The sequence below is a fragment of the Microcoleus sp. OTE_8_concoct_300 genome, from assembly GCF_031383065.1.
GTDB lineage: Bacteria > Cyanobacteriota > Cyanobacteriia > Cyanobacteriales > Microcoleaceae > Microcoleus.
This window is the reverse complement of the sequence record NZ_JANMZH010000741.1, coordinates 23,425-40,914: the sequence shown is the minus strand read 5'-3', so window position 1 is coordinate 40,914 and position 17,490 is coordinate 23,425. Positions and strand designations below refer to the sequence as shown.

The following is a 17,490-nucleotide window of genomic DNA, read 5'->3' as shown; positions in this document are numbered from 1 at the left end:
CTTACAGCTCTCCTAAAATTGCAGTAATGTTGTCTAAATCGTCCTGGCTCCACTGGCTCCACTTAAACTCCGCAAAGTCAGAAGGAGTGTAGCCGCCGGCGTCGGGGGACTGACAGTATTGAATTAGCGATCGCAGCGATTCTATAAAGCCCGTTGCCAAATTTTCAATGCTTTCTCGTCGGTGAATGTTTTCGCTGTACGTCCAATCTAATTGCAGCTTGCTTCTCGCAATAAATCCGTTAATTTCCAGCAGGTAACGCCGATTTCCGCGCGGGCTGCGAATGGGGCCACTCGGCTCTGAGGAGAGAATCAATAAAGAAGATTGTGGCAGCACTTGGTCAAACTGTCCGAGATAATTAAAGCTTACTTCTGCTTGTGGCAATTCGTGCAAATTTTTAGCAATTTTTCCGTTTAAATATCGTAGGACACCGCAGCCAATACCACGATTGGGCACGGCGCGTAACTGCTCTTTCACTGATTTGAGGGCAGCCCCTATATCGGCAGGTTTTTCTAAATTTAACAGGACGGGAAAAACTGCTGTGAACCAGCCGATTGTGCGCGACAAATCTACTCCTTCAAATATATCTTCGCGACCGTGACCTTCTAAGTCAAGTAAAAGTGAGTTATTGCCTGTCCAGCGTTCAAATGCTTGACCTAAAGCAGTTAGCAATACATCATTAATTTGAGTGCGGTAAGCGGCAGGTACTTCTTGCAGGAGCAGTTGTGTTTCTTCAACACTCAAAGCAACGGATACTGTCTTTTCAGATGCAACTAAATTGGCTGCCGTGGGGAAATCTATTGGCAAGGGAGAAGTTGGTTGGTGAGAAAGGGCGAACCAGTAATCGAACTCTCGCTGCAATTCGGGCGATCGCGCCCACTCATGCAAGCGTTCTGCCCACTGCTTAAATGAGGTGGTTTTGGGCGGGAGCGCGACTTTTTCGTCGCGGCTAATCTGGCCATAAGCTGTCTGGAAATCCTCAATTAAAATTCGCCACGAAACCCCATCAACCGCTAGGTGATGAATGGCCAATAACAAGCGATTTGGCTGATGTTTGCCCAAGTCAAATAGGGCAGCGCGAAGTAATGGTCCCTCTGACAAATTCAAACTGGCTTGCAACTGAGTGGCGGCGGTTTGGAAAGCGGCTTCTCGCTCCTCTGGAGGTAGCGACGACAAATCAATGCAGGTAAAGGTCGCAACCTCGTCGGGATTGACGAGCTCCTGCTGCCAGCCAGATTCTCCTCGCGCGAAACGCAGGCGCAGCGCGTCGTGGTGCTTCAGCAATTCTTGCAAAACTGACTCAATTAATGCAGGTTCTAGAGGTTGCTGCAAATCTAAAAGCACCGCCTGATTCCAGTGGTGTGGATCGGAGAGATTTTGCTCGAAAAACCAGTGCTGAATCGGTGTCAGAGGAACTTCGCCAGTGATTAATCCCTGTTCCGATTGTTGGGGCCCAGCTGTATCGGCAACGGCTGCTAACTGTGCAATGGTTTGGTGTTGAAACAGTTGTTTTGGAGTGAGCCGCAACCCCGCTTGATAGGCTTTAGAAATGATTTGAATGCTGAGGATAGAATCGCCGCCCAATTCAAAGAAATTGTCGTCAATTCCCACTTGTTCTAACCCCAATACTTGCGCCCAAATTTCTGCCAGGATTTTCTCGATAGCCGTGCTTGGCGCGGCGAATGCCTCTTCGAGTTCTGGGCGATCGCGATCCGGTGCAGGTAGTGCCTTGCGATCGATTTTGCCGTTGGGAGTCAGGGGCAGCGCCTCCAGCGTCATGAAGGCAGAAGGCATCATGTATTGTGGCAATTTTTCTTTGAGAAAGCAGCGCAGTTCGCTAATCAGCGTTAAGCTCACGCCCCGGAGTCCCGAGTTAGCAACGATATAAGCCACCAAACGCTTGTCACCCGGTACATCTTCTCGCGCCACAACCACAGCCTGGGCGACATCTGGATGCTGTCCCAAAGTTGCTTCAATTTCTCCCAATTCGATACGGAAACCGCGAATTTTCACTTGGTTGTCAAGACGGCCGAGAAACTCTATGTTGCCGTCACTTAGGTAGCGAGCTAAATCGCCGGTTTTGTAAAGGCGGGCTCCGGGTTCGTCGCTAAAAGGATTCGGGATAAATTTCTGTGCCGTCAAGTCGGGACGGTTGAGGTATCCCCTGGCTAAACCGGCACCGCTGATGTACAGTTCCGCGGCAACGCCAGGAGGAACGGGCTGCAAGTGGCTGTCGAGCAGGTAAACTTGGGTATTGGCGATCGGGCGTCCGATCGCAACGCTATTCCCAACTTCGCTGGGAGCAGTCATGGGGTAGCAACAAGTAAACGTGGTGTTTTCAGTCGGGCCGTAACCGTTAATCAGCTTGCCGTTTTTTTGCTCTAGAAACTTGCGAACGTGGGTTGTACAAAGCACGTCTCCACCCGCGATCACTTGCCGCACGCAGCTTAAGGCTTGGAGTTGCTCGTCAACCATCAGGTGGAACCAGCCGGCGCTCAGCCATAAGGTGGTGATTTTGTACTCCTCGATGGCGTCTGCCAATTCTTGCAACGATGGGGTGTCCGGCGGCATGATTACCAGTTTTCCACCGTTGAGCAGGCAACCCCAAATTTCAAAGGTGGAAGCGTCGAAGCAAATCGGTGCTAATTGCAAAAACACTTCTGAGGAACTGAAGCTGGCGTAATTAGCGCCTTTAACTAACCGCACTACGCCTTGATGGTTGATGCAAACTCCTTTAGGGATGCCGGTAGAGCCGGATGTGTATGTAACGTAGGCGAGATTGTCGGATGCTGCCCCACTGGCGGGATTTTTCTTACTCTGGTGGGTGTTAGCGAAGCGGCTCCCAAGGATCGTCGTTTCCCAGTCTTTATCCAGGCAGATGGTAGGCGCTTTGTGTTGGGCAAACCTGTCGAGAAGTCGCTCAACAGTCAGCAGCACCGACACTTGGGAATTTTCTAGCATGAATGCCAACCGATCGTGCGGGTAGGCTGGATCGAGCGGAACGTAAGCGCCCCCGGCTTTTAAAATTCCGAGAATACCGACGATCGTATCAAGCGATCGCTCGACACAAATTCCCACCAAAACTTCTGGTTTAACGCCAAGGTGTTGCAGGTAATGCGCGAGTTGGTTGGCTAGTTCATTCAGCTCGCGGTAGGTAAGTTTTTGGTCTTTAAACGTCACGGCTACAGCATCGGGCGTTTCCTCAACCTGCGCTTCAAATACTTCGTGGATACAGCGATCGCTCGGATAATCGGCGCGGGTGTCATTCCACTCTACTAATAACTGATGCCGCTCTTTTTCCCCCAGCAACGGTAGCTCTTCAATCCGCCGATCTGGGTTGGCTGTTATCCCTTCCAGTAAGGCGATAAAATGCTCCGCCATCCGATTAATTGTGGCTGCATCAAATAAATCTGTGCTGTATTCAAACTGACCGCTAATCTCTTCCTGCTTTTCTTCTAAATGCAGCGTTAAATCAACTTTGGCTGTCTGATTCTCAACATCTAAAATAGTGAGATTGAGTCCGGCTATTGATTCTGCCGCAACAGGTGCAGTTTGCAAAATAAAAGCAACTTGGAACAGTGGATTGTAGCTCAAATTTCGCTCGGGTTGCAACTCTTCAACCAGTTTCTCAAACGGCAAATCCTGGTGAGCGTAAGCTTCTAAATTCACCTCCCGAATGCGAGCGAGCAACTGCCGAAAAGTGGGCTCACCTGACAAATCAGTTCGCAATACCAAAGTATTGACAAAAAACCCGATTAGCCCTTGAATTTCAGCTCGGTTGCGGTTGGCAATGGGAGAGCCAACGGGGATATCTGCCTGTCCTGTATAGCGATAGAGCAACGTTTTAAAGGCTGCTAGTAGCGTCATAAACAGGGTGACATTTTCCTGACGGCTGAGCTTTTTGAGGGCTGACCTTAGCGTTCTGGGGATGAGGAATGATTCTTTCGCGCCCCGATAGGTTTGCATCGGGGGGCGGGGGCGATCGGCTGGCAATTCCAGCAAGGGGGGAGCGCCACTGAGCTGCTTTTTCCAGTAGTTAAGTTGAGTTTGCAAGCGATCGCCCGTAAGCCATTCCCGCTGCCAAATAGCAAAATCGGCGTACTGTATGGAAAGTTCGGGAAGTGGGGATGGTTTGCCAATCGAAAACGCTTCGTAAAGTGCTGCTAATTCTTGCAGAAAGACTCCGATTGACCAGCCATCAAAAATAATGTGATGCAGCGTCAGCAGCAAGACATATTCCTCAGCATCTAACTGTAGCAAACTAGCTCGCAACAGCGGCCCTTGGGTGAGGTCAAAAGGTTTGCTAGCTTCTTCTGCAGCCAGTTGTTTTACTTTTTCTTCTCGCTCAGTTTCCGCCAATTGTTGCAGGTCTAAAACTTGCAGCCCGAAATTAAATTTCTGACCAACCACCTGCACGGGTTGACCGTCTACAGTGGCAAATGTCGTCCGCAAAGCTTCGTGACGGCGCACAATTTCCTTGAAACTTAGCTCTAGCACTACTACATTTAGCCTGCCTTTTAGTAACACAGCCGCCGGAAGGTTGTAAAAAGGGTTTCCCGGTTCAAATTGGTCAATAAACCACAGTCTTTGCTGGGCAAAAGAGGTGGGAAATGCAAATACTTCTTCTTCGGAAGCATTCGCCGAGTCGCGAGTATCTGTTGGAGGTTTTTCGGAAAAATGCACCGTCATTGGATTAGTAACTGGTAATTGGTAATTGGGATTGCAGCCGATATTTAGGGATTGCTTATGAGGTAATATCTTGGGCGGGGCGGGTTTACGAGATTTATCGTTTTTAGTAAAGATATTGGCGAACCCGCCCCTACAGGAATAACGGTCAATCGAACGGATATGATATTATTGGCTGCAATCCCATGACTCATCACTGATTTGTGGTTAGCGCAAAGATGACAGTGACCTGCGGTACGCCGATCGCGAAACAGGCGCGATCGCGGGTTCTTCAACGGCCGCATTTTTGTTTTTGGCTTCAGAAATATTTTCTGCAAGTACGGCGAGCGATCGTCCTGCAAAAATATCGCACAAAGGCAATTCTATCTGACAAGATTCTCGTACCTTTGCTGCTAATTGAATTGCCAGGAGCGAATTTCCTCCTAGTTCAAAAAAGTTATCGGCAATGCTTAACTGTTCGATGCCGAGAACCCCACAGCAAATTCTCGCTAACATTTCCTCAATAGGGGTGCGCGGTGCCACAAAAATCTTTTCTGGTTGAATCGCGGCATCCGGTTCGGGCAGAGCCTTGCGGTTAACTTTGCCGTTCGCCGAAAGCGGCAGCGCGTCCAGAACTATAAATGCAGACGGCACCATATAATCTGGCAGTTTTTCACTCAGAAATTGGCGCAATTCTTCGACCGCAAGGACAGCCTTTTGTTGTGGAACGATATATGCTACTAAGCGTTTTTGACTGTGCTTTTCTCCGAATGCGGTGACAATGGATGCCTTGACTGCTGGGTGTTCGTTCAAAGCAGCTTCAATTTCTCCGGCTTCGATGCGGAATCCTCGAATTTTTAGGCGGAAATCTTCTCGTCCTAAAAATTCGATATTGCCGTCAGGGAGGAAGCGCCCTAAATCTCCCGTTCGGTACAAGCGATCGCCCGTGACGGGGTGGGTGAGGAAGCTGGCGCGAGTTTTTTCTTCATTCCGCCAGTATCCTTTTGTCAGTCCAACTCCGGCACAGCACATCTCGCCGGCAACCCAGACGGGACAGTCTTCTAGCCTTTCATTCAAAATGTAATAGCGGGTGTTAGCGATCGGCTTGCCATAGGGAATGCTCTTCCAAGAAGGATCAACAGTTTCTACCGGATACCAAATATTCCAAAGGGTAGTTTCGGTTGGCCCGCCGACACTGACAACGCGACATTCTGTGACGATCGCCCTTAACCTCTCAGGGAGCGTTATCGGTATCCAGTCTCCGCCGAGAAACGCCCAGCGCAAGCACTCTGGCAACACCTCAGAACGTCCGGCAGCGTAATCGAGCAGCATTTCCATCATCGGGGGAACCGAGTTCCAAATGGTGACGCGCTCTTTTACCATCAATTGAGCCCAGTGAGCGGGGTCTAGCCGTTGTGCGGCATCGGGAATGACGATCGCTCCCCCGGCTGCTAGGATGCCGAAGATATCGTAAACCGACATATCGTGGTGCAGTGCGGTGACGGAGATCGCGCGATCGCACTCTGCCACATTAAACACTTGATTGGTCTGAGCGATCGCATTGACTACACCGCGATGCGCGATCGCCACGCCTTTCGGCAAGCCAGTTGAGCCAGAAGTATAAATCACATAAGCTAAATCTTCCGGTTCCTGCACCGACTCCAAAGCTTCCCTGCTTTCGGCAGCCAATTCGTCGGTATCGAGACAAATTCGCCGCACATTTTCCGGCCATTCCAATCGCTGATTTAACTGAGATTGCGTCAAAACAATCTCAACTTCGCCATTTTCCAGCAAATACCACAGCCGCTCTTTTGGCAGCGCCGCATCTACGGGCAAATAAGCTGCCCCGGATGCGAGAATGCCCAGCACAGCGACGATTTGCTCCCACCCTTTTTCCATAACCACGGCAACCAACTGGTTAGGGCGAGCTCCCAGCTTCCGCAATCGGTGAGCGACTTGATTTGATCGCAGATATAGTTCCTCGTAGGTGAGGGTGCGATCGCGCGTGAGCACGGCTGCTTGCTGCGATCGCTTGGCTGCTTGCTGAGCAAACAACTCGTGCAGCAATACATCGGGAATGGGTGCTTCGATGCCGTTAGCGACGGCTTGCTGCTGCAACGGCGCCTCTTCTTGCCAAGCTTCCTCCTCCCCCGCGAGGCGCTGCAACAGGCGGCAGTAGGCGTCAAACATATCGTCGATTAGCCCTTGGGGGAAGAGTTCTTCCACCGCATCCCAGTTTAAGAATAGAGTGTCGCCAGCTTCGCTGTACTGATTGTCTATCCAAACTTGGGGAGTTTGACCGACGACGTAAACAACCTCTCCGATTTCTGCGATCGCCCCCAGTATGGAAGAATCGCTTTGTCCGGGGTTATTCTGCGGATTAGTCGTGAATACCACTGGCATCGGTGCCGCCGATGTTCTTCCCTGCAGTTGCGCCAATTCTCGCAGAAGGCGCACCCCGCTGACGTACTGGTGCTCTAAATCGTGCCAAAGCTGCTGAGTCAGGCGTTTCGCCCGAACTTCAAAACTTTCTCGGCGCGAGTTGTCTACCTCCAGCAAAGTAAACGAGGCAAACTCGCCGATAATGTCGTTGACTTGCGGGTGTAGTACAAGGCGATTGAAGCGCGGCACGTTGAGGGTAAACCGAGGGCTTTTGCTCCACAGGCCCAGAACTTCGGCATAAGCAGCCAGCAAAACGCCTGTGGGAGAAAGCGCCGCGCGGGCGGCTCTGGCTTTAAGTTTTTTCCAGGTTTCCGGCTCTAACTGAGCGCTCCAGCGCTTGAAGCGAGGCTGTGTCAGGGAACTCGGATGCTTGGCTAACGGGAGTTCGGGCGCTGGCGGCATCGTGGCGAGGCGATTTTTCCAATACTCTAAAGATTGCTGGAAAAATGAGGAATCTTGGAGCGCGATCGCAGCTAAAACGTAGTCGCGGAATGACAGTTGCAAAGGCGCCATCATCGCGTTGGGATTGCGGTAAAACGTCACCAAATCTCGGAAGAGAATTTGATAGCTCCAACCGTCAATGCACAAGGCGTCAATGCTGACGTGCAAGCGGATGCGGCGATCGCCTCGAAGCGAAGCGCGAATCTCAAAAAGTGGCCAGCGATCGAGCGGCAACACTTGGTGAGACAGGGATTCGCGAATTTCTTCGAGTTGGGAATTCACCGCCTCTGGGCTTTGTCCCCGCAAATCTAATACTGGAATTGCATAAGCTGGCACTGTTTCTAAAATTTGCTGTTGCCCGTCTGGATGGACGATCGCGCGCAGCATATCGTGGCGTTCCACCACTCGCTGCCACGCGAGGCTAAACCGCTCTAAATCTATATCGTCGCCTTCAATTTCTACATAGCCGTGAATCGCGACATTCCCCATTTCAAAAAAGCTATTTCTCCCGATCCAGTAAGCCTGCTGCATTTCGTTGAGGGGAAACGGTTCGCAGCGATTTTGAGGATCGGGGACGATTGCAGGCAGTTGGGCAATGGGGCGAGATTCGATCGCCTGCTGCGCTTTAGCGATGGCGATCGCTTCTGCCAAACTTTCCACCGTCGGAGACTCAAACAAACTGCGTAGCGGCAACTCTACCTGAAACGTTTCTCGCACTTTAGCAATCAGTTGCGTTGCCAGCAGGGAATGCCCTCCCAACTCGAAGAAATTATCGCCAATTCCTATTTGTTTGACGCCGAGTATATTACTCCAAATTTCAGCGAGTAACTGTTCTTCCGGAGTGCGCGGTGCAAAAGCTGCGTTTAATGGGAAGTTTTCTGTATCGGGCGCTCTCAGCGCTTTGCGGTCTACTTTTCCATTCGGCGTCAGCGGCAGCGCCTCTAGCAGCACAAAAGCCGAAGGCAGCATATATTCCGGCAGCTTCTCCTTCAGGAAAGAACGCAATTCACTTGTGGCGATCGCGCCCTCTTGGCTGAGCACTGCATAAGCCACTAAACATTTATTGCCTGGTTCATCTTCTCGAACCACAACCACAGCTTCTCGCACGTCTGGATGCTGGCTTAATGCCGCCTCAATCTCGCCGAGTTCGATGCGGAAGCCCCGCACCTTGATTTGATTGTCCGAGCGACCGAGAAATTCAATATTGCCGTCCGCTAAATAGCAAGCGCGATCGCCCGTTTTGTAAATCCGCGCATCTGGATCGTCGCTAAATGGATTAGAAATAAAGGCTCGTGCAGTTAATTCAGGTCGGTTAAAATACCCCCGCGCTAACCCGTCGCCAGCAATATACAATTCTCCAGGTATGCCAATGGGCACTGGCTGCAATTGCGAATCCAGAATATAAACTTGCGTGTTACTAATAGGGCGCCCGATGGCAACCGAGTTGACAATTTGACTGGCATCGGTTATCGAATAGCAGCAGGTGAATGTTGTATTTTCCGTGGGGCCATAGCCATTAATAAGCCTGCACCCTTTGGCTTCTCTCAACAGTTTCAAGACGTGGGAAACTGATAAAATATCGCCCCCTGCTAGCAGTTGTTGCACCTGCTTTAAATCGTCTAGCTGTTCGTCTACCATCAGGTGAAATAATCCAGCAGTCAGCCACAGCGTTGTTATTTGGTTTTGCCGAATTGCCTGTCCCAATTCTTGCAAAGAGGGAGTATGGGCAGGCATGACAACTAATCGCGCCCCGTTCAAAAGGCTGCCCCAAATCTCAAAAGTTGCAGCATCAAAGGAAATGGGAGCGAGTTGCAGGAAGACTTCTTCCGCGCTCAAATTGGCATAATTACTTCCTTTGACTAACCGCACGACTGCGCGCTGCGTGACGCTTGCACCTTTGGGCTTTCCAGTCGATCCGGAGGTGTACATTACATAAGCCAGATTGCTAGAAGTCACTAACGGCGCTGGGTTTTCTTCACCGTGCTGCGCGATAATTTCCCAATCTGAATCTAAGCAAATAAGATGCGCCTGATGTGCGGGAAGAGACTCGGCTAAATGTGCTTGAGTCAGCAGCACGGACACTTGAGTTTCTTCTAACATGAAGCTCAAGCGCTCTTTGGGATAAGTCGGATCGATCGGTACATAAGCGCCGCCCGCTTTGAGAATGCCCAGCAAACCCACAATCGCGTCGAGCGATCGCTCCGTACAAATTCCCACCAAAACTTCTGGTTTTACACCGAGTTTTTGCAGGTAGTGCGCGACTTGATTCGCTCGTTTATTCAGTTCGCCGTAGGTGAGTTTTTGGTCTTCAAATACGACTGCAATGGCATCCGGCGTCTGCTCTGCCTGCGCTTCAAACAATTGGTGAATGGTGGAATCTTTTGGATAATCGACTTGCGTCTTATTCCACTCCACCAACAGTTGATGCCGATCGCGATCGCTCAGCAATGGCAACTCATCCAGGCGCCGATCGGCATTGGCGATAATTCCTGCCAGCAAAATCTGAAAATGCCCGTGCATCCGCGCGATCGTGCTGGGTTGAAACAGGTTCGTGCTGTACTCCCACGTCGCCGTCAACCCCCGATCGGTTTCTTCCAGAAATAGCGTCAAGTCAAAGTTAGCGGTTTCGGTGTCAATTTCATTAAAATTTAAAGTCAGCCCTGGCAATTCTAGAGTCTGCGTCAAGCCGTTTTGCAAGGCAAACGCCACCTGAAACAGCGGCGAGTAGCTCAAATCTCGCTCTGGCTGCAACTCCTCGACAAGCTTCTCAATCGGTACATCTTGATGCGCGTAAGCGCCTAATGCCACCTCTCGCACGCTCCTTAGCAACTCTCGAAAAGTCGGATTTCCATTTAAGTCAGACCGCAGCACTAAAGTATTGACAAAAAATCCAATTAATGGTTCTATTTCGCGGAGATTGCGGTTAGCGATGGGAGAGCCCACTAAAATATCTGTCTGCCCCGTGTAGCGATAAAGCAGCGTCTTGAAGGCTGCCAGCAACGTCATAAATAGAGTGGCTTTTTCTTGCTGCCCCAATTGGCCCAGCGCCAAGCTCAAATCTTTCGGCAACTCCCAAGTTTGTCTCGCACCCTGGAACGTTTGAACGGCGGGGCGAGGAAAGTCTGTTGGTAAATTTAGAACCGGCAAGCTGCCGCTTAACTGCTGCTTCCAGTAATCCAGTTGCGTCTCTAATATTTCTCCTTGCAACTGCTGGCGCTGCCATGCGGCAAAGTCGGCGTATTGAATCGGCAGCGGGGAAAGCAAGGGTAAATCATTAGACCTCTTGCAAAAATCCTTTTCCTCAATTGATGGGACGGGCTCTGGGGCCCGTCCCACAAGAGTTATTTTTTCTTGTGGGATGGGCATCTTGCCCGTCCTAATTATTTTTGCAAGAGGTCTATTGCTAGAAAAAGCTTGATACAATTCTGCCAACTCCCGGAGAAATACGCCCAGGGACCAACCATCAAAAACGATATGATGCACGGTTAGAACTAATACGTGCTCTGTTGCGTCGAGACGCAGCAGTTTGGCGCGCAGCAGAGAGCTTTGCCCCAAGTCAAAGGGCTCTCGCGCGGAGGACGCAGACAGCCTTTGCACCTCGGCCTGGCGATCGTCTGGGGAGCGATCGCTCAAATCAATCAGCGGCAGCGTCCAATCGCCCGCAGCAGCGACAACCTGTATCGGTTGCCCTTCCACAGCGGCAAACGCAGTTCTTAAAACCTCGTGCCGATCGATAATTTTCTCAATACTTTGCCTGAGTGCTTCTGCATTAAGTTGCCCCGTCAGCCGAACCGCACCGCAGAGGTTGTAGAAGGGGTTTCCCGGTTCCAATTGGTCGAAGAACCACAAGCGCTCTTGGGCAAAAGACAGGGGAAGATGAGGCGATCGAGAAACCGGTTCAATGACGACTGCTTTGGTATTTCCTGTTAGTTGCTCTAGAATTTGCTCTGCCAGTCGAGCAATGCTCCTATCCTCAAACAAATCGGCAACCGATACAGTAACGCCCAAGTCACTCTCAATTTGATTTTTTAACTCAAAAATTCTTAAAGAATCTAGTCCAAAGCTACTGAGCGGTCGATCGATAATATTTTGTGTTTTTCCGCTGGCACTAAAGTGGATTGAAGATTCCTCTTCCGTCGCCTTTAGCTCACATCTTGCACCATTCTCAATTACTTGTTTAGGAACAGGCAAGATGCCTGTTCCACAAGAAAACTCATTCTTTGTGGAACGGGCATCTTGCCCGTTCTTGACAATGGTGCAAGATATCAGTTTTAGCCGACTTTGGCTATTAGCCGGGGAATTCATTTCCCGGCGGTTTACCTGCTGCCAAAGGTAAGCCTCAAGCAGCGGCTGCCGTTCTTCTAACTCTGCTGCCAGCAGAATTTCTCGGGTGAGGCGATTCTCTATTTCAACAAAATCAGCTAACTCTAAAACGCTACTCGCAACAACTTCCAAATTGTCAGCTAGAAAGTCAGCACAGGCGGCGCGACGTTGAATTTTACCGCTGGTCGTTTTCGGAATGCTTCCCGGCTTAATCAGCACTACTCCATAAACTTGCACTTCATATTCTTGAGCAATGCTAGAGCGGATGGCGCTGATAATTTCCTCGGCATTATCCGGCGCTTTGCGAGATTCTAATTCTGGCACGATAACGAGCTGTTCTTCGCCTGCGACTTCCACCGAGAATGCCGCGATCGCCCCCTGCCGCAAACTGGGATGGCTGCGCTCTGCTGTTCTTTCTATATCTTGGGGATAAAGATTGCGACCTCGGATGATAATCAAATCTTTGAGTCGCCCTGTAATAAACAGTTCTCGATCGCGTAAAAAGCCTAAATCTCCTGTTCGCAAAAATGGTCCTTCGCTGGTATCTGAAAGATATGCTTGGAAAGTTTTTTCTGTCTCTTCTGGGCGATTCCAATAGCCTCGCGCCACAGTTTCGCCAGCTACCCAAATTTCTCCGACTTCCTGCAGCTGGCATTGCCTCAGAGATTCAGGATTGACGATCGCAACTTTAGTGCCAAATTCAGGGAAACCGCAGCCGACTAAAGTTCTCGCGCCCCCGTCGCCTTCGACAACTTCTACAATGTGATTATTTTCCAGCGCCCCAGCGTCAACAGGTAAGAAAGTCGGTGTTGTCCCGCTGCGAACCGTGGCAATTTTTAGCGTAGTTTCTGCCATTCCGTAAGCAGGACAAAAGGCATCCGCCTGAAAACCCCAGGGCTCAAAAGCTTTGGTAAATCGCTCTAGGGTTTCTTTGTGGATCGGTTCTGCGCCGTTATAGGCCACGCGCCAACTACTCAAGTCGAGCATTTTTTGGCGATCGCCCAAAATTTCGCGTTGGATAATAGCGGGATGATTTTGATTGTTTTGTGGGATGGGCGTCCCGCCCGTCCGGTGTATTTTCACAGCAGGCCCGACGCCTACCCCACAATAATCATCCTCAAATTGTGCTAGCAAGATTTTGCTGATTTTGCTAGCACACAAGTCGTAAGCAAAATTTGGCCCGCCGCTGTGGGTAGCTTTGTAGCGCGAAATCGCTTCCAACCAGCACATCGGGTTCTGAATAAAAGCCGCTGGCGGCATGAAGTAACAGGGAATTCCCAGATACAAAGGTTTGAGCAATCCGTCAATTAACCCCATGTCGTGAAAGTGGGGGAGCCACGTTACGGCAACGCTTTCGGCATCGTGGTTAAAGCCTCGATCAATGTATTCGATGTTGTACAAAACGTTTGCGTGGCTCACCATTACGCCTTTGGGGGTGGAGGTTGAGCCCGAAGTGTACTGAAGATAAGCCACGGAGTCGGGATCGATGGCTGGCTGCTGCCACTTTTCGCCGTCATCGGAAAGCACATCTGCACTCAGCCAACGCATCGCTTTGAGTTCCGGTGCTTGCTCGCATAGCTGCTCTAAATTTTCCAAGTGTCGGGCGGGAGTGATCGCAACTGTTGCTCCTGCGTCTTTGGCGATCGCGCTAATTTTCGCTAAATTCCGTTTCAGCTTCGGCGGATAGAGGGGAACGGCGATCACTTTGGCGTACAAGCATCCAAAAAAGGCGCCGAGATAGTCCAATCCTGGCGGGAAAAGCAGTAAGGCTCTTTCGCCAGTGACTCCCAATGTCTGAAGTTGCACGGCGTGCGATCGGGCGATCGCATCTAACTCTCGATAAGTCAAACTGGCGGTTTCAGTTTTTCCGTCTAACAGAAATGTATATTTCTGCTCTGGTTGGTGTAGGGCTCTGTGTTGTAGGAGTTCTACTAAATTGGTACAACTTTCGGTGAGTTGGTTTCCCTTAATGCTTGCGTCACTCATCGATTCTTTTTACCTATAAGTCTTGTTTGCAGTACGCCAACCAGTTCCGCCAAATTCTTTTGACATGGACTTTCCAAGTGTGAACAGCTTTCGGACATCACGAGTCTCCGATCAGCGCGTTTGAGTCTTCAATCCGGGTATGAGCGCTGCTTTTCAGGTTTGGTTGTCGATCGCGCTGTTCGGCAGGCTCCGGGGCGCTTTTGAGTCCGAGCCAGCTTCGATATCAGCTTCAGGGGCTTTACCGCTATCGACTTTAAGCATACTAGACTAGATGATATTTATTGTCAAGAGTAGTTGAGCAAATTTGTTGATTCCTCTCATTTCCTATATGACAATCTTTTCTAACTCTGGCCATAGCATTTTAGGCGATCGTTTGTCTAGCCCTGGCAGAAACCATAATAGGCAAGTGGTGCCTAACTAGCTAGAGGGGTCTGACCCCCTATCTTAAAATGAAATTAGTTTTCATTAGTTAACTCTTGACAGATGTAAGTGCTCTGTTATCTAATTAAGGGACTTTCTCATTAACAGCCCAGCGACTACTTCCTTTAACAGAGGAAGGTGCCAACCGTGGCAGCTCGTCGAGAGCGCCACCGGACAGAGGCGTTCGCCCTCACGCGCTTCCTGCCGGACAAAGGCTGCTAGCGACGGGAGAATCGGAGCGAACTGCGCCCGACAACTAGGTCGTATCTTCCGCAGGTCAGTTTCAGGAGCCAGAGAAGAGCAGCAACGCTGCCACAAATCATGTTGTGCAAACAACGCAAATCACATATCCGAAGTTCTATCAATTGTTGATTCAAGAGTAATGACCAGATCGCAGAAATTATTAAGTAGCCTTGGGCTCGCAGGAGTAGTGTCGGCCTTAGTCGCTGGGCCGGCGTGCGCTTCCAATATTGCGCAGGTGACCGCCGTTCGCCTCAACCCCACGTCAGAAGGCATTGAAATCACCCTAGACACTGAAGATGGAAGGCCCCTGCAAGTTTTCAGCGCCAGCTTTGGCGAAACTTTACAAGCTGATGTCATCACCGCTCAACTGCGATTACCGGGGGGAAATGAGTTTCGTCAAGACAAACCTGCTGCGGGAATTGCTTCTGTCACCGTTACTCCTTTAGATAACAACAGCATCCGAATCAAAGTCATTGGCGAGAGGGGTCAACCAGTAGCACAGGTGATTCCTGGTGCTGCGGGTCTGATTCTGGGCGTAAAACCCACCTCGGACAGCACTGCTCGCACGCCTGCACCGGCTCCTACAACACCGCGACCGGGGACACCCGCAGAACCCGTGCCACCGACAGGGCAGCCGGTAGAGATACCCGGAGAACCCTTGCCGCCTACAGCCCAGCCACCTGGGACACCCGGAGAACCCTTGCCGCCTACAGCCCAGCCACCAGGGACACCCGGAGAACCCTTGCCGCCTAAAGCCCAGCCACCAGGGACACCCGGGGAACCCTTGCCGCCTACAGCGCAGCCACCAGGGACACCCGGGGAACCCTTGCCGCCTACAGCGCAGCCACCAGGGACGCCACAGGTAGGGAGAAACCCGATTGAAATCGTCGTCACTGCAACACGAACCGCAGAAAGAGTGACGAACGTGCCGCGCTCTATAACGGTGATAGACTCAGAAGAACTTCAGCAGCAGATAGGGCCATCGAGAAATGTCGGGGAAGCTCTGGCAAATCAGGTTCCCGGTTTCGCGCCGCCGAGTCAAACTATTAGCACTTATGGGCAAACTTTGCGGGGTCGCAACGTTTCCGTTCTGATTGACGGCGTGCCGCAAACGACCAATCTTCAATCTTTTGGTAGAGAATTTAGAACCATCGATCCCAGCGCGATCGAACGCATTGAAGTAGTGCGGGGATCTACCGCCATCTACGGGGCTCAGGCTACAGGTGGCGTGATTAATATTATTACTCGTCGGCCAACTGAGGAAAGGCTAAGTTATGTTACTGAAGTGGGCGTCAGTAGCGCTTTAACAAACACAGAAGATGCTTTAGGCTTTAACGCTCAGCAGACGATTTCTGGACGAACGGGTAATTTCGATCTGACCGGCACTGTCTCGCTCGCTAGAAGTGGAGCTTTTTACGATGCCAAAGGCGATCGCATTCCCTTTTTTGAACTCGGCGGAGATAGCAGCACCCTCTTCAACGTGATCGGCAAAGTTGGGGTAGATTTGAGCAGCGAACAGCGGCTGCAACTAACTGTCAATAACTATTGGGAAACCCAAGATCCCAATGTGATCCGAGACTTTAGCGTTGACGACCAGGAAGGACGGCAAAAAGCCCGCGCCCTCCGAACCGGAGATTTGGATATTGCGGGGGAAACACCGGGAAATAAGAATACACTCCTCAACCTAAGTTACACAAACGAAAACCTTTTTGGCAGCAGCCTTCAAAGTCAAATCTACTATCGAACGCATTCCAATATAGGTGTTCCCTCTGATTTTCGCAGGTCCACTTTCTTTGGCCCGTTTGTCGGCGTTGCTCGTTCGCGAACCAATACCGAACAAATAGGAGGTAGGCTGGCGATTACCACTCCTTTATCCCGTGGCGAAAATCTTCGATTAACTTGGGGATCTGACTATGTTACTGAAGATAGCAGACAGCGTTTCGACCTGTACGATCCGCAGAGATTTGATGCAAGTCGCGGCCGGGTTTACCGGAAAATCTCCGAGCGTCCTTTCGTCCCTCCTTACACTTACAACAGCCTTGGCTTTTTCGGTCAAATGGAATGGAATATTGACGATATCGTCATTCTAAGTGGCGGGATACGTCACGAACGCATCGGGTTAAACGTCAATGATTATACCACTTTTAATGAGCGCCAGATCGAAGGAGGCGATCGCAAATTTAACGCCACCCTATTTAATACAGGGGCTGTCTATAAAATTAATGACACCTTCAATGTATTTGGCAACTTTTCTCAAGGTTTCTCAGTTCCAGATTTCGGCCGCATCCTCCGCCAACCCCCCGCCAATTTTGTCGGACTTGAATCTTCGTTAGAAGTAACTCAACCGCAAAAAGTCAACAACTACGAAATTGGTATTCGAGGAGGGTGGCGATCCGTGCAAATGTCGCTTGCCGCTTTTTACAATACCTCCGATCTAGGAGTGAGTTTTCAACCCGTTGGCAACACAGGCCGCCTGGAACTCATCCGCGCCCCAGAACGCATTTACGGCTTAGAAGGGACTGTGGATTGGCAACCTGGCCGAACATGGTCGATCGGCGGGACTGCTAGTTATATTGAAGGCGAATATAAGGACGAGAACAGTTACATCGCCATCGATAGCAGCCGAATCCCACCGATCAAGCTAACAGCTTATGTTCAAAACGAAACTTTGCCGGGATGGAACAATCGGTTACAGTTCTTATATTCTGGAAATCGCGATCGGGCTTTCAAAGACGGCTCGGATGGCGGCCGGATTAGCAACTATCTCACTGTGGATTACATCAGCGCGGTTAAAATTGGCTCTGGGCTGCTAGAAGTCAAAGTCGAGAATTTATTGAATAATCAATATTTTCCCGTGCTGTCGCAATACACCGCTGGATTTGGATTGGACAGCGGTAATTATGCAGGGAGAGGTTTAACTCTCAGCGTTAATTACCGCCTTAACTGGTAATTATTTATCGCCTGGGGATTTC

Annotated in this window: 3 protein-coding genes; 1 reads left to right on the top strand and 2 read right to left on the bottom strand. The window is 50.5% G+C overall.

The genetic code is table 11. The annotated features are described in order from the left end of the window. Nucleotide 1 precedes the first annotated feature (1 nt). The gene (locus ACUVJL_RS33155) at nucleotides 2-4,687 is read right to left on the bottom strand and encodes an amino acid adenylation domain-containing protein (protein ID WP_445249716.1); all 4,686 of its coding nucleotides are present in this window, start codon (nucleotides 4,685-4,687) and stop codon (nucleotides 2-4) included. Nucleotides 4,688-4,891: 204 nt separating this feature from the next. Beyond that, nucleotides 4,892-13,855, bottom strand: coding sequence for an amino acid adenylation domain-containing protein (locus tag ACUVJL_RS33150; RefSeq protein ID WP_445249715.1), 8,964 nt, complete (start codon nucleotides 13,853-13,855; stop codon nucleotides 4,892-4,894). Nucleotides 13,856-14,753: 898 nt separating this feature from the next. Between ACUVJL_RS33150 and ACUVJL_RS33145 the strand changes: the two genes are divergently transcribed. After that, nucleotides 14,754-17,468 carry a TonB-dependent receptor domain-containing protein gene (locus ACUVJL_RS33145; RefSeq protein WP_445249714.1) on the top strand — a complete coding sequence of 905 codons (2,715 nt, stop codon included), beginning with the start codon at nucleotides 14,754-14,756 and terminating at the stop codon, nucleotides 17,466-17,468. Nucleotides 17,469-17,490: the final 22 nt, after the last annotated feature.